General features: G+C 69.4%; 34 protein-coding genes. 2 read left to right on the forward strand and 32 right to left on the reverse strand.

Features of this window, described 5'->3' with window-relative positions; all coding sequences use genetic code 11:
- Positions 1–94: 94 nt before the first annotated feature.
- Together rpsI and rplM are read right to left on the reverse strand one after the other, a co-directional pair.
- Positions 95–583, reverse strand: a complete 489-nt coding sequence (gene rpsI / locus ACWAT2_RS06660) for a 30S ribosomal protein S9 (protein WP_402372433.1) — start codon at positions 581–583, stop codon at positions 95–97.
- A gap of 32 nt (positions 584–615) precedes the next feature.
- Positions 616–1,065 carry a 50S ribosomal protein L13 gene (gene rplM / locus ACWAT2_RS06665; RefSeq protein ID WP_402372435.1) on the reverse strand — a complete coding sequence of 150 codons (450 nt, stop codon included), beginning with the start codon at positions 1,063–1,065 and terminating at the stop codon, positions 616–618.
- A 306-nt stretch (positions 1,066–1,371) separates the two neighbouring features.
- Here rplM and ACWAT2_RS06670 point away from each other — a divergent pair, with 306 nt between their 5' ends.
- Positions 1,372–1,785 (forward strand): DUF5709 domain-containing protein, encoded by a 414-nt coding sequence (locus ACWAT2_RS06670; RefSeq protein WP_402372437.1) that lies wholly within the window; start codon positions 1,372–1,374, stop codon positions 1,783–1,785.
- Positions 1,786–1,911: 126 nt separating this feature from the next.
- Here the strand turns inward: ACWAT2_RS06670 and truA are convergent, their stop codons facing one another.
- Entirely contained in the window at positions 1,912–2,796 is an 885-nt protein-coding gene (gene truA, locus ACWAT2_RS06675; protein WP_402372935.1) for a tRNA pseudouridine(38-40) synthase TruA, read from the reverse strand.
- Between the two features lie 97 nt (positions 2,797–2,893).
- On the opposite strand from truA, the gene ACWAT2_RS06680 reads away from it, so the two are divergent.
- Positions 2,894–3,634, forward strand: a complete 741-nt coding sequence (locus ACWAT2_RS06680; protein ID WP_402372938.1) for an ROK family protein — start codon at positions 2,894–2,896, stop codon at positions 3,632–3,634.
- Here ACWAT2_RS06680 and ACWAT2_RS06685 read toward each other — a convergent pair.
- From ACWAT2_RS06685 to rplD, 29 genes are all read right to left on the reverse strand, one after another.
- Positions 3,531–4,385 carry an alpha/beta fold hydrolase gene (locus tag ACWAT2_RS06685; protein ID WP_402372440.1) on the reverse strand — a complete coding sequence of 285 codons (855 nt, stop codon included), beginning with the start codon at positions 4,383–4,385 and terminating at the stop codon, positions 3,531–3,533. The two genes, ACWAT2_RS06680 and ACWAT2_RS06685, sit on opposite strands and share 104 nt — an antisense overlap.
- Before the next feature lie 78 nt (positions 4,386–4,463).
- The gene (rplQ, locus tag ACWAT2_RS06690) at positions 4,464–4,955 is read right to left on the reverse strand and encodes a 50S ribosomal protein L17 (protein WP_402372442.1); all 492 of its coding nucleotides are present in this window, start codon (positions 4,953–4,955) and stop codon (positions 4,464–4,466) included.
- Between the two features lie 76 nt (positions 4,956–5,031).
- Positions 5,032–6,048, reverse strand: coding sequence for a DNA-directed RNA polymerase subunit alpha (locus tag ACWAT2_RS06695; protein WP_106267276.1), 1,017 nt, complete (start codon positions 6,046–6,048; stop codon positions 5,032–5,034).
- 147 nt (positions 6,049–6,195) lie between these two features.
- Positions 6,196–6,600, reverse strand: a complete 405-nt coding sequence (gene rpsK, locus ACWAT2_RS06700; protein WP_402372445.1) for a 30S ribosomal protein S11 — start codon at positions 6,598–6,600, stop codon at positions 6,196–6,198.
- Positions 6,601–6,680: 80 nt separating this feature from the next.
- On the reverse strand, positions 6,681–7,055 hold the full coding sequence (gene rpsM, locus ACWAT2_RS06705; protein ID WP_402372448.1) for a 30S ribosomal protein S13: 375 nt from the start codon (positions 7,053–7,055) through the stop codon (positions 6,681–6,683).
- Between the two features lie 181 nt (positions 7,056–7,236).
- A complete protein-coding gene (gene rpmJ, locus ACWAT2_RS06710; protein WP_088289657.1) occupies positions 7,237–7,350 on the reverse strand; it encodes a 50S ribosomal protein L36 in 114 nt (37 codons plus the stop codon).
- A gap of 84 nt (positions 7,351–7,434) precedes the next feature.
- Positions 7,435–7,656, reverse strand: a complete 222-nt coding sequence (gene infA / locus ACWAT2_RS06715) for a translation initiation factor IF-1 (protein ID WP_012867920.1) — start codon at positions 7,654–7,656, stop codon at positions 7,435–7,437.
- Positions 7,657–7,867: 211 nt separating this feature from the next.
- On the reverse strand, positions 7,868–8,683 hold the full coding sequence (gene map / locus ACWAT2_RS06720; protein ID WP_402372941.1) for a type I methionyl aminopeptidase: 816 nt from the start codon (positions 8,681–8,683) through the stop codon (positions 7,868–7,870).
- A 60-nt stretch (positions 8,684–8,743) separates the two neighbouring features.
- A complete protein-coding gene (locus tag ACWAT2_RS06725) occupies positions 8,744–9,301 on the reverse strand; it encodes an adenylate kinase (protein WP_402372944.1) in 558 nt (185 codons plus the stop codon).
- 80 nt (positions 9,302–9,381) lie between these two features.
- Positions 9,382–10,680 (reverse strand): preprotein translocase subunit SecY, encoded by a 1,299-nt coding sequence (gene secY, locus ACWAT2_RS06730; protein ID WP_402372451.1) that lies wholly within the window; start codon positions 10,678–10,680, stop codon positions 9,382–9,384.
- A 343-nt stretch (positions 10,681–11,023) separates the two neighbouring features.
- Positions 11,024–11,497, reverse strand: coding sequence for a 50S ribosomal protein L15 (rplO, locus tag ACWAT2_RS06735; RefSeq protein ID WP_402372454.1), 474 nt, complete (start codon positions 11,495–11,497; stop codon positions 11,024–11,026).
- A gap of 2 nt (positions 11,498–11,499) precedes the next feature.
- The gene (rpmD, locus tag ACWAT2_RS06740; RefSeq protein WP_106267288.1) at positions 11,500–11,682 is read right to left on the reverse strand and encodes a 50S ribosomal protein L30; all 183 of its coding nucleotides are present in this window, start codon (positions 11,680–11,682) and stop codon (positions 11,500–11,502) included.
- A complete protein-coding gene (gene rpsE, locus ACWAT2_RS06745) occupies positions 11,682–12,344 on the reverse strand; it encodes a 30S ribosomal protein S5 (RefSeq protein WP_402372457.1) in 663 nt (220 codons plus the stop codon). Before rpsE ends, rpmD begins: the two co-directional genes overlap by 1 nt.
- Positions 12,345–12,381: 37 nt before the next feature.
- The gene (rplR, locus tag ACWAT2_RS06750) at positions 12,382–12,753 is read right to left on the reverse strand and encodes a 50S ribosomal protein L18 (protein ID WP_402372459.1); all 372 of its coding nucleotides are present in this window, start codon (positions 12,751–12,753) and stop codon (positions 12,382–12,384) included.
- Complete coding sequence (rplF, locus tag ACWAT2_RS06755) at positions 12,753–13,289, reverse strand: 50S ribosomal protein L6 (protein ID WP_402372462.1); 537 nt, start codon at positions 13,287–13,289, stop codon at positions 12,753–12,755. Before rplF ends, rplR begins: the two co-directional genes overlap by 1 nt.
- Before the next feature lie 19 nt (positions 13,290–13,308).
- Complete coding sequence (gene rpsH, locus ACWAT2_RS06760) at positions 13,309–13,707, reverse strand: 30S ribosomal protein S8 (RefSeq protein WP_402372465.1); 399 nt, start codon at positions 13,705–13,707, stop codon at positions 13,309–13,311.
- A gap of 79 nt (positions 13,708–13,786) precedes the next feature.
- Positions 13,787–13,972, reverse strand: a complete 186-nt coding sequence (locus ACWAT2_RS06765) for a type Z 30S ribosomal protein S14 (protein ID WP_013837851.1) — start codon at positions 13,970–13,972, stop codon at positions 13,787–13,789.
- A 1-nt stretch (position 13,973) separates the two neighbouring features.
- On the reverse strand, positions 13,974–14,558 hold the full coding sequence (gene rplE, locus ACWAT2_RS06770) for a 50S ribosomal protein L5 (protein WP_402372468.1): 585 nt from the start codon (positions 14,556–14,558) through the stop codon (positions 13,974–13,976).
- Between the two features lies 1 nt (position 14,559).
- The gene (gene rplX, locus ACWAT2_RS06775; protein WP_402372471.1) at positions 14,560–14,901 is read right to left on the reverse strand and encodes a 50S ribosomal protein L24; all 342 of its coding nucleotides are present in this window, start codon (positions 14,899–14,901) and stop codon (positions 14,560–14,562) included.
- Positions 14,902–14,903: 2 nt separating this feature from the next.
- The gene (gene rplN, locus ACWAT2_RS06780) at positions 14,904–15,272 is read right to left on the reverse strand and encodes a 50S ribosomal protein L14 (protein ID WP_106267302.1); all 369 of its coding nucleotides are present in this window, start codon (positions 15,270–15,272) and stop codon (positions 14,904–14,906) included.
- A gap of 133 nt (positions 15,273–15,405) precedes the next feature.
- Complete coding sequence (rpsQ, locus tag ACWAT2_RS06785; RefSeq protein WP_277208556.1) at positions 15,406–15,690, reverse strand: 30S ribosomal protein S17; 285 nt, start codon at positions 15,688–15,690, stop codon at positions 15,406–15,408.
- 7 nt (positions 15,691–15,697) lie between these two features.
- Positions 15,698–15,937 carry a 50S ribosomal protein L29 gene (gene rpmC / locus ACWAT2_RS06790; RefSeq protein WP_402372475.1) on the reverse strand — a complete coding sequence of 80 codons (240 nt, stop codon included), beginning with the start codon at positions 15,935–15,937 and terminating at the stop codon, positions 15,698–15,700.
- Positions 15,937–16,356, reverse strand: a complete 420-nt coding sequence (gene rplP / locus ACWAT2_RS06795; protein ID WP_106267307.1) for a 50S ribosomal protein L16 — start codon at positions 16,354–16,356, stop codon at positions 15,937–15,939. The genes rpmC and rplP overlap by 1 nt, the downstream gene beginning before the upstream one ends.
- 3 nt (positions 16,357–16,359) lie before the next feature.
- Positions 16,360–17,211 (reverse strand): 30S ribosomal protein S3, encoded by an 852-nt coding sequence (rpsC, locus tag ACWAT2_RS06800; protein ID WP_402372478.1) that lies wholly within the window; start codon positions 17,209–17,211, stop codon positions 16,360–16,362.
- On the reverse strand, positions 17,211–17,579 hold the full coding sequence (rplV, locus tag ACWAT2_RS06805; protein ID WP_106267310.1) for a 50S ribosomal protein L22: 369 nt from the start codon (positions 17,577–17,579) through the stop codon (positions 17,211–17,213). Before rplV ends, rpsC begins: the two co-directional genes overlap by 1 nt.
- Positions 17,580–17,622: 43 nt before the next feature.
- Positions 17,623–17,904 carry a 30S ribosomal protein S19 gene (gene rpsS / locus ACWAT2_RS06810; protein WP_036953289.1) on the reverse strand — a complete coding sequence of 94 codons (282 nt, stop codon included), beginning with the start codon at positions 17,902–17,904 and terminating at the stop codon, positions 17,623–17,625.
- A gap of 14 nt (positions 17,905–17,918) precedes the next feature.
- The gene (gene rplB / locus ACWAT2_RS06815; protein WP_402372482.1) at positions 17,919–18,755 is read right to left on the reverse strand and encodes a 50S ribosomal protein L2; all 837 of its coding nucleotides are present in this window, start codon (positions 18,753–18,755) and stop codon (positions 17,919–17,921) included.
- 31 nt (positions 18,756–18,786) lie between these two features.
- Positions 18,787–19,089 (reverse strand): 50S ribosomal protein L23, encoded by a 303-nt coding sequence (gene rplW / locus ACWAT2_RS06820; RefSeq protein WP_106267314.1) that lies wholly within the window; start codon positions 19,087–19,089, stop codon positions 18,787–18,789.
- Positions 19,086–19,796 (reverse strand): 50S ribosomal protein L4, encoded by a 711-nt coding sequence (rplD, locus tag ACWAT2_RS06825; protein WP_402372485.1) that lies wholly within the window; start codon positions 19,794–19,796, stop codon positions 19,086–19,088. Before rplD ends, rplW begins: the two co-directional genes overlap by 4 nt.
- Between the last annotated feature and the right edge of the window lie 3 nt (positions 19,797–19,799).

The following is a 19,799-nucleotide window of genomic DNA, read 5'->3' on the forward strand; positions in this document are numbered from 1 at the left end:
TCCTCTCGGGTGGGCGCTCGGACGATCGTAGTGCGTCCGGACACGCGGACGGCCCCGCCGGAGTACCGACGGGGCCGTGCGGGGAAGCGACGGATCAGCGCTTCGAGTACTGCGGAGCCTTGCGGGCCTTCTTGAGACCGGCCTTCTTGCTCTCCACGGCACGGGGGTCGCGGGTGAGGAAGCCGGCCTTCTTCAGGGCCGCACGGTTCGCGTCACGGTCGATCTCGGTGAGCGCACGCGAGATGCCCAGGCGCAGCGCGCCGGCCTGGCCGGAGGGGCCACCTCCGGTGATGCGGGCGATGACGTCGAAACGCCCCTCGACCTCGACCAGCTTCAGCGGGTCGTTGACCAGCTGCTGGTGCACCTTGTTCGGGAAGTAGTCCTCGAGGGTACGGCCGTTGATCTTCCACTGGCCGGTGCCGGGGACGAGGCGCACGCGCGCCACGGCCTCCTTGCGGCGACCCAGGGCCTGGCCCGGGGCAGTGATGGACTGACCGCCGTTGGCCACGGGGGCAGCGGTCTCGGTGGTGTAGTTGCTGGGCGTGTTCTCGTCCAGCTCGGTGTCGACGGTGGTGTCAGCCACAGTGTTTCCTTCGCTCGGCATCGGGCAGCGGCTCAGGCCTGCTGCGAAAGCTGGGTGATCTCGAACGGCTGGGGCGTCTGCGCCGCGTGCGGGTGCTCCGCACCGCGGTAGACCTTCAGCTTCATGAGCTGGTCCCGCCCGAGCGAGTTCTTGGGGAGCATGCCGCGCACGGCCTTCTCCACGGCTTCCTCGGGGTTGTTCTCGAGGAGGTCGCCGTACTTGACGGAACGGAGGCCGCCCGGGTAGCCGGAGTGGCGGTAGGCGAGCTTGTCCTCGCGCTTGTTGCCGGAGAGGGCGACCTTGTCCGCGTTGATCACGATGACGAAGTCACCGCCGTCGACGTGCGGCGCGAAGGTCGGCTTGTGCTTCCCGCGCAGGAGCGTGGCGACCTGGCTGGCCAGGCGGCCCAGGACGACGTCGGTCGCGTCGACGACGTACCAGTCGCGCTGGATGTCGCCGGGCTTCGGGGTGTACGTACGCACGGTTCGTAACCTTTTTCGTGGTCGGTGTCGTCGGGCGAGAAGCGGCGCCCGATGAGTCAGATGTTGTACGCGGGGCCCCAGGGCGGCGTCCTGGCCTTGTGCCGTCGGACGGTGGGAACGTCGACGGCACGGGACACCGGGGCATAGCACAACGACTGGTCAGTCTAGCGGCACGCTGTCGTGGCGGTCAAAGCGATGTGCGTCACGGCCCGCGGGGCGCTGCCGTGCCGACGCCGTGCCGCTGCCGTGCCGCTGCGGAGCGGGAACCGGGCTGCGCGCTCGGCCGTCCCGGTGCACCGTGGAGACATGACCGAAGACACTCCAGGCACACGACCGGATCCCGAGCTCGGGACCGAGGGCGACGGCAACCAGCTTCCCACGGAGGACACCCTCCTCGACCGCGGTACCCAGGACGCCCTCGACGAGGGGTACTCGCCCCTGGACCGCCCCCGCGCGAACCACTGGGGCGAGACGTCCTGGGAGGAGAGCCGCGGCGAGCCGCTCGACCGGCGGCTCGCCGAAGAGGAGCCCGACGTCTGGGAGCGCGACCCGCTGGACCGGCCCGACTCGTCCCGGGCGGGCCGTCTCGTCGAGGACGACGACGCCGACCCCAACGCCGACGGCACGCGCCACAACGACGTCTACGGGACGGACGCCGGGATCGACGGTGCAGGTGCCACCGCGGAGGAGGCTGCCGTCCACTGGGTCGACGAGCCGTGAGCCCAGCACCGAGCCGTGAGACGGAGCGTCGCGCAGGGTGACGGCCGAGGCACGAGGCCGGCGCCCGCAGCACAGCGCAGGCCCACGGCGACCACCAGCACCGAGCCGTGAGACGGAGCGTCGCGCCTACCGCACCTCGTCCGGCGACCGGCGCGCCCGGATGCGTACCGCACGCGCGCCCAGCTCCTCGTCGGGCGGGTAGTCCACGCGCTCGAGCGTGAGCCCTCTCGCCGGTGCCACCGCGGCGGCCGCCGAGCGCGTCCTGCCGCCCAGCACCTGCTCCGGGGCGTCCTCGCGGCGGCGCCCCTCCCCCACGGCCAGGGACATCCCCACGAGCGCGCGCACCATCGAGTGGCAGAAGGCGTCGGCCTCGACGACCGCGACGACGAGCCCCGCGTCAGGACCGGTCGTCGGACGCGTCCAGTCGAAGCGCGTCAGCTCCCGGATGGTCGTCGCGCCCTCCCGCGGCCGGCAGTAGGCCGCGAAGTCGTGCAGGCCGACGAGCGGCTGGACGGCATCGTGCATCGCCGCGACGTCGAGCTCGCGGCGGTGCCACAGCACCCACTCCCGCGCCAACGGGTCCCGCAGCGCATGGCTGTCGGCGAGGCGGTACCGGTACGTCCGCCCGGCCGCCGAGAACCGGGCGTCGAACCCGGCGGGCGCCCTGCTCGCACGATGCACGACGACGTCAGGCGGCAGCACGCCGGACAGCCGGTCGACCATGGCCCGGCCGGGTGACCGGTCGGACCGGCCGGGCATCGCCTCCCACCGCTCGAGCGGGAGGTCGACGTGCGCCACCTGACCCCGGGCGTGCACGCCCGCGTCGGTCCGCCCGGCGACCGTCAACCGGGGGCGCGGCAGGCCCAGCGGTTCGGCCCGCACGATCGTGGCCAGGGCGTCCTCGAGGACACCCTGCACCGTGCGCAGCCGTGGCTGGGTCGCCCAGCCGGCGAAGTGCGTCCCGGCGTAGGCGAGGTCGAGACGCACCCGGACCGTGCCGCCGTCGGGCACCGGCTCCGGGGAAGCGGCCGAGGATCCGGGGGCGGGCGCGGGTGTCGAGGTGCTCACCCGTCCATTCTGACCGGATGATGGGGCGGTGGCCGAACTCATGACCCTCGCGGTGGACTGCGGTGGCGGCGGCATCAAGGCGAACGTCCTCGACGCCGCCGGCACCGCCCACGCCGCGCCAGTCCGCGTCCCGACGCCGTACCCGCTCCCACCCACGCTGCTCGTCGACACGGTGGCCGAGATCGCGGCGGACCTGCCGCCCGCCGACCGGCTGACCCTCGGCATGCCCGGCATGGTCCGGCACGGCGTCGTCGTGCACACGCCGCACTACGTGACGCGCTCGGGGCCACGCTCCCGGGTCGTGCCCGAGCTCGTGACGGCCTGGAGCAGCTTCGACGTGCGAGCCGCGCTGAGTGCCAGGCTGGGGCTGCCGGCGCTGGTGCTCAACGACGCCGAGGTGCACGGCGCCGGGGTGATCTCGTCGTCGGGCGTGGAGCTGGTGCTCACCCTCGGCACGGGCCTCGGTTCGGCGCTGTTCGACGGCGGCCGGCTCGCCCCGCACCTCGAGTGGTCACGGGCACCGGTGCGCCGCAGCACCACCTACGACGCCTACGTCGGCGAGCCGGAGCGGCGACGGCTCGGTCTGTGGTCCCGCCGGGTCGTGACGGTCGTCGAGGGTCTCCGGCCCGTCTTCTGGTGGGACCGGCTCTACCTGGGCGGCGGCAACGCCCGCCGGATCACGCCGTCGGCCCTGGAACGGCTCGGGGACGACGTGGTCGTCGTGCCGAACTCCGCGGCGCTGGTGGGCGGGGCGCGGGCGTGGGACCTGCTCGCCGACTGAACTCGGGCTGCCCGACGGCGGAGCGCGCCCGTTCCGCGGCGTCCGTCTCGGCGTGCGCCTCCAGGACCGCGCGGCTGAAGCCCACCGGCTGGTCGAGGCTCACGAGGTGGCGCGCGTGCGGCACCACGACGAGACGTGCGTCGGCTCCCCCGGCACGGGCCGCGGCGAGCATCGACCGCTCCTGCCCGCGGAAGTGGTCCCACTGCCCGTTGACGAGCCGGACCGGGCTGCCCGCGGCCCGCAGGGCCGCACGGGTGTCGATGCGGCCCACCTCGGCGAGCACATCCGCCATGACCTCCAGCGCGAAGCCGCCCGCCGCCAGGTCCTGACCTGACTCGGCGTCGAGCAGCCCACGGACGAACGCCTCGTTGAGCCGGGCACCGGAGTCCGGCCAGCGCTCGATCCACCGCGCGAGCCGCAACCAGCCTCCCCGCAGAGGCACGTCCGGGCTCGTGCAGCACGAGGCCGCCACGAGACCCGCGGACTGTTCCGGGAACCGGGCGCGGTGCTCGATCGCCACGTAGCCGCCGAGGGACAGGCCCACCACCAGTGCCCTGCCGCCGACCTCGGCGACCGCGTCACGCACCGCCCCCACCGCCTCGTCAAGCCGGAACCGCTCGCCGCGCCGCGGGCCGTGGCCGGGCAGGTCGGGTGCGCTCACCGGGATACCGGCGTCCCGCAGCACCCCGACCTGGCGGCGCCACATGGTGCACGAGGTCCGAGAACCGTGCAGCAGGACCACCGGGAGCATGCCACCACGGTAGGGACGTCAAGGGCCCCGCACCACCTCAGTGGTGCGGGGCCCTTGACGATCACGGGGAGGGAGGACTCAGTCCTCCTTCTTCTCCTCCGCCGGAGCGTCGGTCTCGGTCGACTCGACCGGCGCCTCGGCGCTCTTCTCGTCCTTGGCCGACTTCTCAGCGGCCTTCGTGGCCTCGGCGACGACGGCCTGCTTCGGGCTGACCGGCTCCGTCACGAGCTCGATGACCGCCATGGGGGCGTTGTCGCCCTTGCGGTTGCCGACCTTCGTGATGCGGGTGTAGCCACCGTTGCGCTCGGCCATGGCCGGGGCGATCTCGGTGAACAGCGTGTGCACGACGGACTTGTCGCGCACGACCGTCAGCACCCGACGGCGGGCGTGCAGGTCGCCACGCTTGGCGAGCGTGATGAGACGCTCGGCCGTCGGACGCAGGCGCTTGGCCTTCGTCTCGGTGGTGGTGATGCGGCCGTGCTCGAAGAGCGCCGTCGCCAGGTTCGCGAGGATCAGGCGCTCGTGAGCCGGGCTGCCACCGAGCCGCGGACCCTTGGTGGGGGTAGGCATTTCTGGTTCTCCTTGAGGGTGGTTCCGCGCCGCGCGGCCCCGTCATGTCGAGCGGGGCTGCTGCGGGCGCGGTGCGTCAGTACGTCTGCTCGTCGGTGTACGAGGCCTCGTCGTCCCCGCCGCTGAAGTACTGCGCGCCGGAGCCGTCGAAGTCGAGCGGCGAGTCCTTGAGCGCCAGACCGAGCTCGGCCAGCTTCTCCTTGACCTCGTTGATCGACTTCGCACCGAAGTTACGGATGTCCAGCAGGTCGGCCTCGCTGCGCGCGACGAGCTCACCGACCTGGTGGATGCCCTCACGCTTGAGGCAGTTGTACGACCGGATGGTGAGGTTGAGCTCCTCGATCGGCAGTGCCAGGTCCGCGGCCAGCGCGGTGTCCGTCGGCGACGGGCCGATCTCGATGCCCTCGGCCTCGACGTTGAGCTCCCGGGCGAGGCCGAACAGCTCGACGAGCGTCTTGCCGGCCGACGCGAGCGCGTCACGCGGTGCGATGGCCTGCTTGGTCTCGACGTCGACGATCAGCTTGTCGAAGTCCGTGCGCTGCTCGACACGGGTGGCCTCGACCTTGTAGGTGACCTTGAGGACGGGCGAGTAGATCGAGTCGACGGGGATGCGACCGATCTCGGCGTCCATGGCCTTGTTCTGCGCGGCGGACACGTAGCCACGTCCACGCTCGACGGTGAGCTCGATCTCGAGCTTGCCCTCGTCGTTGAGCGTGGCGATGTGCAGGTCGGGGTTGTGCACCTCGACGCCCGCGGGCGGCACGATGTCCGCCGCGGTCGCCGCACCGGCGCCCTGCTTGCGCAGGTACATCACGACCGGCTCGTCGTTCTCCGAGGAGACGACGAGGTTCTTGATGTTGAGGATGATCTCGGTGACGTCCTCCTTCGCACCCGGCACGGTGGTGAACTCGTGGAGCACACCGTCGATGCGGATGGAGGTGACCGCCGCGCCCGGGATGGACGACAGCAGCGTGCGGCGCAGGGAGTTGCCGAGCGTGTAGCCGAAGCCAGGCTCGAGCGGCTCGATGGAGAAGCGCGAACGGTACTCCGAGATGACCTCTTCGGTCAGTGTCGGGCGCTGTGCGATGAGCACTGTGTTGGTCCTTTCAGTGTGCGTCCGCTATATGACGCATCACGGCTCCGCGGTCTCGCGCGGTCCCGGGCGGGACTCGGTCCACCCGCCCGGGCAGAGTGCCGGCTGAGCCTGCGCAGGCGCAGGCTCAGCCGGCAGTCCAGACGATCAGACGCGGCGACGCTTCGGGGGGCGGCAGCCGTTGTGCGCCTGGGGCGTCACGTCCTGGATCGAGCCGACCTCGAGGCCGGTCGCCTGCAGGGAGCGGATGGCGGTCTCACGACCGGAACCCGGGCCCTTGACGAAGACGTCGACCTTCTTGACGCCGTGCTCCTGCGCGCGGCGGGCGGCCGACTCGGCGGCCAGCTGTGCGGCGTACGGGGTCGACTTGCGGGAGCCCTTGAAGCCGACGTGGCCGGCGGACGCCCACGAGATGACGGCACCCGAGGGGTCCGTGATCGACACGATGGTGTTGTTGAAGGTGCTCTTGATGTGCGCCTGGCCGAGCGGGACGTTCTTCTTGTCCTTGCGGCGGGGCTTGCGCGCGGCGCTTGCGCGAGTCTTGGGAGGCATATCTGCAAATACTCCTGGTCTGAGGTCGTCGGACCGGGGCGGACGTCAGGCGGGCTGACGCGCTCCACGGACTGCTGGCGTCAGCGGGCCTTCTTCTTGCCCGCGACGGTGCGCTTCTTGCCCTTGCGGGTACGCGCGTTGGTCTTGGTGCGCTGACCGCGCACCGGCAGTCCGCGACGGTGACGCAGACCCTGGTAAGTACCGATCTCCACCTTGCGGCGGATGTCGGCAGCGACCTCGCGACGGAGGTCACCCTCGAGCTGGTAGTTCCCCTCGAGGTAGTCGCGCAGCGCGACGAGCTCGGCGTCGCCGAGCTCCTTCACGCGCGCGTCCGGGGAGATCCCCGTCGCTGCGACGGTCTGCTCGGCGCGGGTACGACCGACGCCGTAGATGTAGGTGAGCGCGACCACGATCCGCTTCTCGCGGGGGAGGTCTACGCCGACAAGACGTGCCATGTGCCTCTCGGCTCCTGTACTGCTCTCCAGAGGTCTCCCGCACCCGCCTCCCGCGATGACCGCGGGCCCCGGCCCCTGGACCGGAGGTTCCCCCGCCGCCTCGGAGGGCGGTCGGGTTCGTGCTGGTGCGCTGTACGTGGTCGTCCTGGATCAGGACGACCACGAAGTCATGCTGCTGCGATCAGCCCTGGCGCTGCTTGTGGCGCTGGTTCTCGCAGATCACCATGACGCGACCGTGCCGGCGAATCACCTTGCACTTGTCGCAGATCTTCTTGACGCTCGGCTTGACCTTCATCAGTGTTCCTCCGCCGCCTCCCTGGCCGACCCGTGCGGGGCCGGCCGCACAGGCGGCGATGTAGATCGGGTGGGGGGATGACGACTACTTGTAGCGGTAGACGATCCGGCCACGGGACAGGTCGTACGGGCTGAGCTCCACGACGACCCGGTCCTCGGGGAGGATCCGGATGTAGTGCTGCCGCATCTTGCCCGAGATGTGTGCGAGAACCTTGTGCCCGTTGGCCAGCTCCACGCGGAACATCGCGTTCGGCAAGGCCTCGACCACGCTGCCCTCGATCTCGATGACACCGTCCTTCTTTGCCATGTCCTCCGCTAACTCTCGTCTGTGTCTCTCGACGGACTGCTGCCACGCGCCTCCGACCTGTCGTGGCGGCACCAGGACAGGACGTCAGGAACGTGGATCGCGTGCTTCCGTTCGGCAGGCCGTTGTCCCGAGCTCGGGACAGCGCGCACGACGGACTACACCCGACAGGCAATCCTACTCCATCCGGCCCGAACAGCAACCTTGACCTCGGTCACAGCGGGACCGGGCCGACGCCGAAGGGCTCGAGGCCCGAAGCGCCCAGGTCGGCAGCGGTCAGCACCGCCACTCCCCCGTCCAGGACGGCGACCGTGTGCTCCCAGTGCGCTGCCCGTGACCCGTCGGTCGTGACCACCGTCCAGTCGTCCTCGAGCACGCGGGTCCCCGCGCCGCCGAGCGTGACCATCGGCTCGACCGCCAGGCACATGCCAGGACGCAGCCGCGGGCCGCGGTCCGAGGCCGCGAAGTTGAGGACGTCCGGCGGCTGGTGCATCGCCGTGCCGATGCCGTGGCCCGTGTACTCCTCGACGAGGCCATACCCGGTGCCCAGCAGCTCGGCGGACAGCTCGACCGACGCCTCGACCGCCACCCCGACGTCCCCGACACGACGGCCTTCGGCGAGCGCCGCGATGCCGGCCCACATCGCGGTACGCGTGGCCCGGACGAGCCCTTGCCCGGCCACGTCACCGCCGCCGGACGGATCGTCGACGTCCACCGCACCCGACTCCCCCAGGAGGAAGGAGAGCGCGGAGTCGCCGTGCCACCCCTCCACGATCGCACCGCAGTCCACGGAGACCAGGTCGCCGGCCGCGAGCACGCGCCGGCCGGGGATGCCGTGGACGACCTCCTCGTTCACCGACGTGCAGATCGACGCCGGGAAACCGTGGTACCCGAGGAAGGACGGCTCGGCGCCGGCCTCGGCGATCACCGCGGCGGCCACGGCGTCCAGGTCAGCCGTCGTCGTGCCCGGGCGCGCCGCCGCACGCACCGCGGCGAGCGCGTCCGCCACGACCAGCCCGGCACGCCGCATGAGACGCACCTGGTCGAGGCTCTTGAGCTCGATCCGCGGCCGGGGACGGAACACGCCGGCTCAGCCGAGCTGCTGGGCGAGCGCGGCGACGATGCGGTCCGTGACCTCGGAGATGTCCCCGAGACCGTCGACCTGGGCGAGGATGCCCCGCTCTGCGTAGGCCGCCGTGAGCGGCGCCGTCTCGGCGTCGTAGATGTCCAGCCGACGCTCGATCGCCGCGGGGGTGTCGTCCTCGCGCCCTTCGGTCTCCGCGCGCTTCGCGATGCGCTCCAGCAGCTCGTCCCGCTCCGCGGTCAGCTCGATGACGCCGTCGAGCTCCCAGCCGAGGTCGGCCAGGATCCCGTCCAGCGCCTCCACCTGGTGGGCGTTGCGCGGGTAGCCGTCCAGGAGGAAACCGCCCCGGACGTCGTCCTCCGCGAGGCGGTCGCGGACCATCGAGTCCGTGATCTCGTCGGGGACCAGCTCACCTTTGGCCGAGTACTCCTGCGCGAGCTTGCCCAGCTCCGTGCCGCCCGCGATGTTGGCACGGAAGATGTCTCCGGTGGAGATCGCGGGGATCGTGAAGATCTCCGCGAGGCGGGCCGCTTGGGTGCCTTTGCCGGCCCCCTGTGGGCCCATGATCACCAGACGCGTGACAGGTCCTTCGGCGCTGGGGGCGCCGTGGAGCTCGCGGCGGGTGGTCGGGGTGTTCGTCTCGGTCAACGGAGGAACCCTTCGTAGTGTCGCTGCTGGAGCTGGGAGTTGACCTGCTTCACGAACTCGAGGCCGACGCCGACGATGATGAGGATCGACGTGCCACCGAACGGGATGTTCGTCGTGACGCCCAGGAGGACCAGCACCAGCGTCGGGATGAGCGCGACGATGGCGAGATAGAGCGCGCCCGCCGACGTGATCCGGGTGATCACGAAGTCGAGGTACTCGGCCGTGGGCCGGCCGGCGCGGATACCGGGGATGAAGCCCCCGTACTTCTTCATGTTGTCCGCGACCTCGTCCGGGTTGAACGTGATCGACGTGTAGAAGAACGCGAAGAAGATGATCATCAGGACGTACAGCGCGATGTACAGCGCCTGGTTCTGCTGAGCGATGTTGTTGGAGATCCAGACGACCCAGTCGGCGGTCTGGTCGCCGAACTGGGCGAGCAGCGCGGGGATCGCCAGGATCGAGGCGGCGAAGATCACGGGGATGACGCCGGCCATGTTGATCTTGATCGGGATGTAGGTGCTGGTCCCGCCGTACATGCGGCGACCCACCATGCGCTTGGCGTACTGCACCGGGATCCGGCGCTGCGACTGCTCGACGAAGACGACGATGCCGATCACCAGGACGATCACCAGGATCATGATGATGAAGTTCAGCGCGCCGTTCGCACCGCCGGCGATCGACCACAGCGCCGTCGGGAAGCTCGCGATGATCGAGGTGAAGATCAGCAGCGACATGCCGTTGCCGATCCCCTTCTCGGTGATGAGCTCGCCCATCCACATCACGAGGCCGGTGCCGGCAGTCATCGTCACCACCATGAGCGCCGCCGTCATGAAGCTGTCGTCGACGACGACGTCGAGGCCGCAGCCCGGGAACAGCAGCCCGGTGCGCGCCGTCGTGATGATCGTGGTCGACTGCAGGATCGCCAGGGCGATGGTGAGGTAACGCGTGTACTGGGTCAGCTTCGCCTGGCCCGACTGCCCCTCCTTGTGGAGGGCCTCGAAGCGCGGGATGACGACTCGCAGCAGCTGCGTGATGATGCTCGCCGTGATGTACGGCATGATCCCGAGCGCGAAGACCGACAGCTGCAGGAGCGCGCCACCACTGAAGGTGTTGACGAGGCCGAGCAGCGAGGTCTCGCCCTCGAGCGTCGCCACGCACTGCTGGACGTTGCCGTAGTCGACGCCCGGGGTCGGGATGAACGACCCCACGCGGAAGAGCGCCATGATGGCGATCGTGAACAGCAGCTTGCGCCGCAGGTCCGGTGTCCGGAAAGCCCGGCCGAATGCGCTGAGCACCTATCCTCCTGACCCGCCGCGGCGGGGTGTCGTGTCGCCGGAGTCCGGCGAGGTGTGGCGCGCCCCGTCGCGGCCGTAGCCGCGGCGTCGGCGCACCGACTCGGTCGTGGTCCGGCCGGGATTCCCGACGATCACCGCTCGCGCAGCGAACGTCGCGAGCAGAACGGACCGTGACGGATTCTACGTGCCTCAGGAAGTGACCTGTGCCACGTGCGTCGGACGAAAGTAGCAGATCGTCCGATCTCGGTCGCTTCGAGAGGTCGTCCCGGACCGGTCGTCACCCGTGCCGGGACAGCACGGAGGGCCGGCAGCGCGCGTGCGCCACCGGCCCTTCCGTCAGTTCTCAGTCCTCCGAGACGGAGCCACCGGCCGCAAGGATCTTCTCCTTGGCGGACGCCGAGACCGCGTCGACCGCGATCTCCAGCTTCACGGTGACCTCGCCCGTGCCGAGCACCTTCACCGGCTGACCCGAACGGACCGCGCCCTTGGCGACGAGGCCCTCGACGGTGACGGAGCCACCCTCGGGGTACAGCGCGGCAAGCTTGTCCAGGTTCACGACCTGGTACTCGACGCGGAACGGGTTCTTGAAGCCACGGAGCTTCGGCAGGCGCATGTGCAGGGGAACCTGCCCGCCCTCGAAGCCCGCGGGAACCTGGTAGCGAGCCTTCGTACCCTTGGTACCGCGGCCCGCCGTCTTGCCCTTCGACGCCTCACCACGACCCACACGGGTCTTGGCCTTCTTGGCGCCGGCAGCCGGACGCAGGTGGTGGACCTTCAGCGGCTGGGCCGCCGCGTTCTTCTCGGTGCTGTCGGCCATGATCACTCGACCTCCTCGACGGTGACGAGGTGCGCCACCGTGGTGACCATGCCACGGATCTCCGGGCGGTCCTCCTTCACGGCGGTGTCGCCGATCCGCTTGAGGCCGAGGGTCCGCAGCGTGTCACGCTGGTTCTGCTTGCCGCCGATGGCGGACTTGACCTGGGTGACCTTCAGGCGAGCCATCACGCACCCACCTTCTCGTCGGCCTTCTTCTCGCCCCTCGCGGCGAGACCGGCGGCCTGGGCACGCAGGAGCGGGGCCGGAGCCACGTCCTCGAGCGGCAGACCACGGCGCGCGGCCACGGCGGCCGGCTCCTCGAGGCCCTTGAGGGCCGCGACGGTGGCGTGGACGATGTTGATCGCGTTGGAGGAACCGAGCGACTTGCTCAGCACGTCGTGGATACCGGCGCACTCCAGCACGGCACGCACCGGACCACCGGCGATCACACCGGTACCCGGGGAGGCCGGGCGCAGGAACACGACTCCGGCAGCCTCCTCACCCTGGATGGGGTGCGGGATGGTGCCCTGGATGCGCGGGACGCGGAAGAAGTTCTTCTTCGCCTCCTCGACACCCTTGGCGATCGCCGAGGGCACCTCCTTGGCCTTGCCGTAGCCGACGCCGACGGTCCCGTCGGCGTCACCCACGACGACCAGGGCGGTGAAGCTGAAGCGACGACCACCCTTGACGACCTTGGAGACGCGGTTGATCGTGACCACGCGCTCGACGAAGGCGTTCTTGTCGTCGCGGGGGTTGTTGCGGCGGTCGTCGCGCTTGGAGCGGCGACCGTCGTTCTTGGACTCGTTGGCGCCCTGGGGGGCGCCGGTGTTGCGCTGCCCTGCAGCCATCAGAGGATCCTCATCTTCCGTGCGAAAGTGGTCGTCATCACAGCGCCAGACCGCCTTCGCGGGCGCCGTCGGCGACCGCAGCCACCCGACCGTGGTACTTGTTGCCGCCGCGGTCGAAGACCACGGCGTCGATCCCGGCGGCCTTGGCACGCTCGGCGACGAGCTCGCCGACCTTGCGGGCCTTGGCGGTCTTGTCGTCGCCGGAGGCGCGCAGGTCGGCCTCGAGCGTCGAGGCGGACGCCACGGTCTTGCCGACCGTGTCGTCGACGACCTGCACCACCATGTGGCGCGAGGAGCGGGTCACGACGAGGCGCGGACGCTCCGTGGTGCCCTTGACCTTCTTGCGCAGGCGAAGGTGACGGCGCTGACGAGCGACGCTCTTGCCCTTGCCCAGAACCTTGAGAGCCATCACTTACCAGCCTTTCCGACCTTGCGACGGACGACCTCGTCGGCGTAGCGCACACCCTTGCCCTTGTACGGCTCGGGCTTGCGGATCTTGCGGATGTTCGCCGAGACCTCGCCCACCTGCTGCTTGTCGATGCCGGACACCGAGAACTTCGTCGGGCTCTCGACCGCGAAGGTGATGCCCTCCGGGGCGGTGACCTTCACCGGGTGCGAGAAGCCGAGGGCGAACTCGAGGTCGCTGCCCTTGGCGGTCACGCGGTAACCGGTGCCGACGATCTCGAGCTTCTTCTCGTAGCCGTTGGTCACGCCGGTGATCATGTTGGCCAGCAGGGTGCGGGTGAGGCCGTGCAGGGCACGGGACTCACGCTCTTCGTCGGGACGAGCGACCTTGAGGGCGCCGTCCTCCTGCTCGACCGTGATGGGGGCGGGCACCGAGTGCTCGAGGGACCCCTTGGGGCCCTTCACAGTCACGAGTGCGCCGCTGATGGTGACATCCACGCCGGCCGGGACCGGAACGGGGAGCTTGCCGATTCGAGACATTGGCGTCTCTCCTTTCCGATTACCAGACGTAGGCGAGGACTTCGCCGCCCACACCCTTGTCCTGCGCCTGACGGTCAGTCAGGAGGCCGGAGGAGGTGGACAGGATGGCCACGCCGAGGCCGCCGAGGACCTTGGGCAGATTGGTGGACTTCGCGTAGACACGCAGACCAGGCTTGGACACGCGCCGCACGCCGGTGAGGGCGCGCTCGCGGGTCGGGCCGTACTTGAGGTTGATGGTGAGGTTCTTGCCCACCTTCGCGTCCTCGACGGTCCAGCCGGTGACGTAACCCTCGGCCTGCAGGATCTCCGCGATCCGCGACTTCAGCTTCGAGAACGGCATCGTGACCGTGTCGTGGTGCGCCGAGTTCGCGTTACGCAGACGCGTCAGCATGTCTGCGATCGGGTCGGTCATAGTCATATCGGGCTCCAGCCCTTCCTCGCCGGGGTATCCGTGCGGTGCTCAGCGGAGCACCGCACGGACCTGCGGCGTAGTTGTTTTACCAGCTGCTCTTGGTGACGCCGGGGAGCTCACCGCGGTGGGCCATCTCCCGCAGGCAGATCCGGCACAGGCCGAACTTGCGGTAGACCGAGTGCGGACGACCGCACCGCTGGCACCGGGTGTAGGCGCGCACGGCGAACTTCGGCTTGGCGTTCGCCTTGTTGATCAGGGCCTTCTTCGCCATGTCAGCTCTCCTTGAAGGGGAAACCGAGACGGCGCAGCAGGGAGCGGCCCTCGTCGTCGGTCGTCGCCGTGGTCACGACCGTGATGTCCATACCGCGGACCCGGTCGATCTTGTCCTGGTCGATCTCGTGGAACATCGACTGCTCCGTGAGACCGAACGTGTAGTTGCCGTGCCCGTCGAACTGCTTCGGGCTCAGGCCGCGGAAGTCGCGGATACGCGGCAGCGCGACCGACAGCAGCCGGTCGAGGAACTCCCACATGCGGTCGCCGCGCAGCGTGACGTGCGCACCGATCGGCATGCCCTCACGCAGCTTGAACTGCGCGATGGACTTCTTCGCTCGGTTGATCTGCGGCTTCTGACCGGTGATCGCGGTCAGGTCGCGGATCGCGCCCTCGATGAGCTTCGAGTCCTTCGCCGCGTCTCCGACGCCCATGTTGACGACGATCTTCGTCAGACCGGCGACCTGGTGGAGGTTCGAGTGACCGAACTCCTCCTGGAGCGCGGCGAGGATCTCCTCGCGGTACTTCTGCTTGAGACGAGGCAGTGCCGGGGCCTCGATGACCTCGTCGTGAGTCGTCGCAGCCATATCAGATGTCCTTCCCGGAACGCTTGGCGTAGCGGACGCGCACGGTACGCGTGCGACCGTCCTGCTCGACCTCCTCGAGACGGAACCCGACGCGCGTCGGCTTCTTGTCCTCGGGGTCGACCAGCATCACGTTGGAGACGTGGATCGGCGCCTCGACGGTCTCGATGCCACCCGTGCGGGTGCCACGCGACGTCTGGCCGGCCTTCACGTGCTTGGTCACGCGCTGGATGCCCTCGACGATGACGCGGTCGCTGTCGGTGAGCACCTCGAGCACGCGGCCCGTCAGGCCCTTGTCACGACCGGCGATCACGATCACCTGGTCGCCCTTCTTGATCTTCGCCATGGTCAGAGCACCTCCGGGGCCAACGAGATGATCTTCATGAACCGCTTGTCACGCAGCTCACGGCCGACGGGGCCGAAGATGCGCGTTCCACGCGGCTCGCCGTCGGTCTTGAGGATGACGGCGGCGTTCTCGTCGAACTTGATGTAGGAACCGTCGGGACGACGGCGCTCCTTGACGGTCCGGACGATGACGGCCTTGACCACGTCGCCCTTCTTCACGTTGCCGCCCGGGATCGCGTCCTTGACGGTGGCGACGATGGTGTCGCCGATACCGGCGTAGCGACGTCCGGATCCACCGAGAACGCGGATGCAGAGAATCTCCTTGGCACCCGTGTTGTCGGCGACCCGCAGTCGCGACTCCTGCTGGATCATCGATTGATCTCCTGTCGTCGAGCTGGTTCTCGGCCCGGGCTGTCCCAGGCGAGCCTTGCCGAACGGATAGTTGCTGTGGTGGGGACCCGACGCATACGTGTGTCACACCGCGCCCCCACCGGGAAGGACTGTCTTACTTGGCCTTCTCGAGGATCTCCACCAGTCGCCACCGCTTGGTCGCGGACAGCGGGCGGGTCTCCATGATGACGACCAGGTCGCCGATGCCGGCGGAGTTCTGCTCGTCGTGCACCTTGACCTTGTTGGTACGGCGCATGACCTTGCCGTAGAGCGGGTGCTTCACGCGGTCCTCGACCTCGACGACGATGGTCTTGTCCATCTTGTCGCTGACGACGTATCCGCGACGCACCTTGCGGGTTGCCCGCTCCTCGGTGGTCACCGTCTCGGTGTTCTCGCTCATCAGTGCCTCACTCACTCACGCTCGGGGCCGTACGGATGCCGAGCTCGCGCTCGCGCAGGACCGTGTAGATCCGCGCGATGTCACGCTTGACCGCCTTGAGGCGGCCGTGCGACTCGAGCTGGCCGGTGGCGGCCTGAAAGCGCAGGTTGAAGAGCTCCTGCTTCTGCTCCTTGAGCTTCGCGACGAGAGCCTCGTCGTCGAAGCCGTCGAGGTCGGCCGGGGCAAGCCCCTGGGTACCGATTGCCATCAGTTCGCACCACCTTCGCGCACCACGAAACGGCACTTCATCGGGAGCTTGTGCATCGCGCGGCGCAGGGCCTCGCGAGCAAGCTCCTCAGGGACTCCGGCCAGCTCGAAGACGATGCGGCCGGGCTTGACGTTGGCGACCCACCACTCGGGCGAACCCTTACCGGAACCCATGCGGGTCTCGGCAGGCTTCTTCGTGAGCGGGCGGTCCGGGTAGATGTTGATCCAGACCTTGCCGCCACGCTTGATGTGGCGGGTCATCGCGATACGAGCAGCCTCGATCTGGCGGTTCGTGACGTAGGCGGGCTCGAGAGCCTGGATGCCGTAGTCGCCGAACGAGATCGTGGTGCCACCCTTGGCCATGCCGGAGCGCTTCGGGTGGTGCTGCTTGCGGTGCTTGAGCCTGCGCGGGATCAGCATGACTCAGGCCTCCGTTCCGGACTCTGGGGCCGCGGCCTGCTCGGCCGGGGCCGGCGCGTCGGACGCAGCGGGGGCCTCGGCAGCGGGCTGCTGCTTCGGCTGCGACGGACGCTCGTTGCGGTCGTTGCGGCGCGGGCCACCACGACGCTCGGGTCCGCCACGGCCACCACGGCCCTGGCGCGGACCGGCGGCGGCCTGCTGCGCGGCGAACTCCTTCTCGGTCATGTCGCCCTTGTAGACCCAGACCTTCACGCCGATGCGGCCGAAGGTCGTGCGGGCCTCGAAGAAGCCGTAGTCGATGTTCGCGCGGAGGGTGTGCAGGGGCACGCGGCCCTCGCGGTAGAACTCCGACCGGCTCATCTCGGCGCCGCCGAGGCGGCCGGCGACCTGGACGCGGATGCCCTTCGCACCGGCGCGCTGCGCGGACTGGATGCCCTTGCGCATGGCGCGGCGGAAAGAGACACGGCTCGCCAGCTGCTCGGCGATGCCCTGCGCGACGAGCTGAGCGTCGATCTCCGCGTTCTTGACCTCGAGGATGTTGAGCTGCACCTGCTTGCCGGTGAGCTTCTCGAGCTCACCGCGGATGCGGTCGGCCTCAGCACCACGACGGCCGATGACGATGCCCGGACGTGCCGTGTGGATGTCCACGCGAACACGGTCACGGGTGCGCTCGATCTCGACCTTGGAGATGCCGGCCCGTTCGAGACCGGTGCTCATGAGCTTCCGGATCTCGACGTCCTCACGGACGTAGTCGCGGTACCGCTGCCCAGGCTTGGTGCTGTCGGCGAACCAGCGCGACCGGTGGTCGGTGGTGATGCCGAGGCGGTACCCGTGCGGGTGAATCTTCTGCCCCACTATCGGGCCCCTTCCTTCTGCTCACGCGGTGCGACGACCACGGTGATGTGGCTGGTGCGCTTGAGGATCTGGCTCGCACGCCCCTGGGCCCGCGGTCGGAACCGCTTGAGAGTCGGGCCCTCGTCCACGTACACCTCGGAGACCACGTACTCGGTCTCGTCGAAGCGCTCGCTCGCGCGGTCGGCCTTGACCCTGGCATTCGCCACAGCGGACTCGACGACCTTGCGGACCGGCTCGCTCGCGGCCTGCGGCGCGAACTTCAGCACCGCGACGGCCTCGACGGCCTGCTTGCCACGGATGAGGTCCACGACGCGCCGGGCCTTCTGGGGCGTGACACGGACGAACCGCGCCTGCGCCTTGGCTTCCATTGCTGTCCTGCTTCCTTTTCTCAGACCGTCAGGGTCGCCCCGCTCAGCGGCGGCGGCCCTTCTTGTCGTCCTTCACGTGGCCGCGGAAGGTCCGCGTGGGAGCGAACTCGCCGAGCTTGTGGCCGACCATCGCCTCGGTCACGAAGACCGGGGTGTGCTTGCGACCGTCGTGCACGGCGAAGGTGTGACCGAGGAAGTCGGGCGTGATGACCGACCGACGGGACCAGGTCTTGATGACGTTCTTGGTCCCCTTCTCGTTCTGGACGTCCACCTTCTTCTGCAGGTGGTCGTCGACGAAGGGGCCCTTCTTCAGGCTACGAGGCATCTGTCAGGCTCCTATCAGCGCTTCTTGCCGGTGCGGCGACGGCGGACGATCATCTTGTCGCTCGACTTGTTCGGACGGCGGGTCCGGCCCTCGGGCTGACCCCAGGGGCTGACCGGGTGGCGACCACCGGAGGTCTTGCCCTCACCACCACCGTGGGGGTGGTCGACCGGGTTCATGACGACACCGCGGACGGTCGGGCGGATGCCCTTCCAGCGGTTACGTCCGGCCTTGCCCCAGTTGATGTTCGACTGCTCGGCGTTGCCGACCTCGCCGACCGTCGCGCGGCAGCGCAGGTCGACGTTGCGGATCTCGCCGGACGGCATGCGCAGCTGGCCGTACGGCCCTTCCTTCGCGACGAGCTGCACGGACGCACCCGCGGAGCGGGCGATCTTCGCGCCGCCGCCGGGGCGGAGCTCGACGGCGTGCAGCACGGTACCGGTCGGGATGTTGCGCAGCGGCAGGTTGTTGCCGGGCTTGATGTCGGCGCCGGGACCGGCCTCGACGGTGTCACCCTGCGACAGCTTGTTCGGCGCCACGATGTAGCGCTTGGTGCCGTCCGCGTAGTGCAGCAGCGCGATGCGCGCCGTGCGGTTCGGGTCGTACTCGATGTGCGCGACCTTGGCCGGCACGCCGTCCTTGTCGTGACGACGGAAGTCGATCACGCGGTAGGCGCGCTTGTGGCCACCACCCTTGTGGCGGGTCGTGATCCGACCGGAGTTGTTGCGACCGCCGGTCTTCGACAGCGGACGAACCAGCGACTTCTCCGGCTCAGAGCGCGTGATCTCGACGAAGTCGGCAACGCTCGAGCCACGGCGGCCGGGCGTCGTCGGCTTGTGCTTACGGATTCCCATGGAAGTTGTCCTCGATCTGCTCTCGTCCGGCTCAGCCGACCGGACCACCGAAGATGTCGATCGAACCCTCGCGGAGGGTGACGATCGCACGCTTCGTGTCCTTGCGCTTGCCCAGGCCGTAACGCGTACGACGCGTCTTGCCCTTGCGGTTGATCGTGTTCACCGAGGCGACCTTGACACCGAAGACCTGCTCGACCGCGATCTTGATCTCGGTCTTGTTGGCGTCCGGGTCCACGACGAAGGTGTACTTGCCCTCGTCGAGGAGGTTGTAGGACTTCTCGGAGACGACCGGCGCGATCAAGATGTCGCGCGGGTCCTTCGTCACGGCGGTCACTTGGTGGCCTCCTTCTCGGATGCAGCCTCGACCTCGGCCTCGCCCTCCGTCGCGACCGCCTTCACCGACTTGCCCGTGGTCGGGCCCGCCAGGAACGCGTCGAGCGCGCCCTGCGTGAAGACGACGTCGTCGGAGACGAGCACGTCGTAGGTGTTCAGCTGGTCCGCGGTCAGCAGGTGGACCTGCTCGACGTTGCGGAGCGACTTGATGGTCAGCTCGTCCGAGCGCTCCGTGACGACCAGCACGTGCTTACGGTCCGTCAGCTTGGCGATCGTGCCGAGCGCGGTCTTGGTCGACGGGACACCGTCGACACCGAAGCCCGACACCACGTGCACGCGGCCCGCGCGAGCGCGGTCCGAGAGAGCACCGCGCAGGGCGGCCGCCTTCATCTTCTTCGGCGTGCGCTGGTCGTACTTGCGCGGCTGCGGGCCGTGGACGGTGCCACCGCCGGCGAACTGCGGGGCGCGGGTCGAACCCTGACGGGCGCGGCCGGTGCCCTTCTGCTTGTACGGCTTGCGGCCACCGCCGCGAACCTCGCCGCGGGTCTTGGTGGACGCGGTGCCCTGACGCGACGCAGCGCGCTGGGCGACGACCACCTGGTGGATCAGCGGGACGTTCGTGGCGACGTCGAAGACCTCGGCGGGGAGCTCGGCGGTGCCGGACTTCTTGCCGGTGGCGTCGAGCACGTCGACGTTCAGGTTAGCCATCTG

Source organism: Isoptericola sp. GX10416 (genome assembly GCF_056590155.1).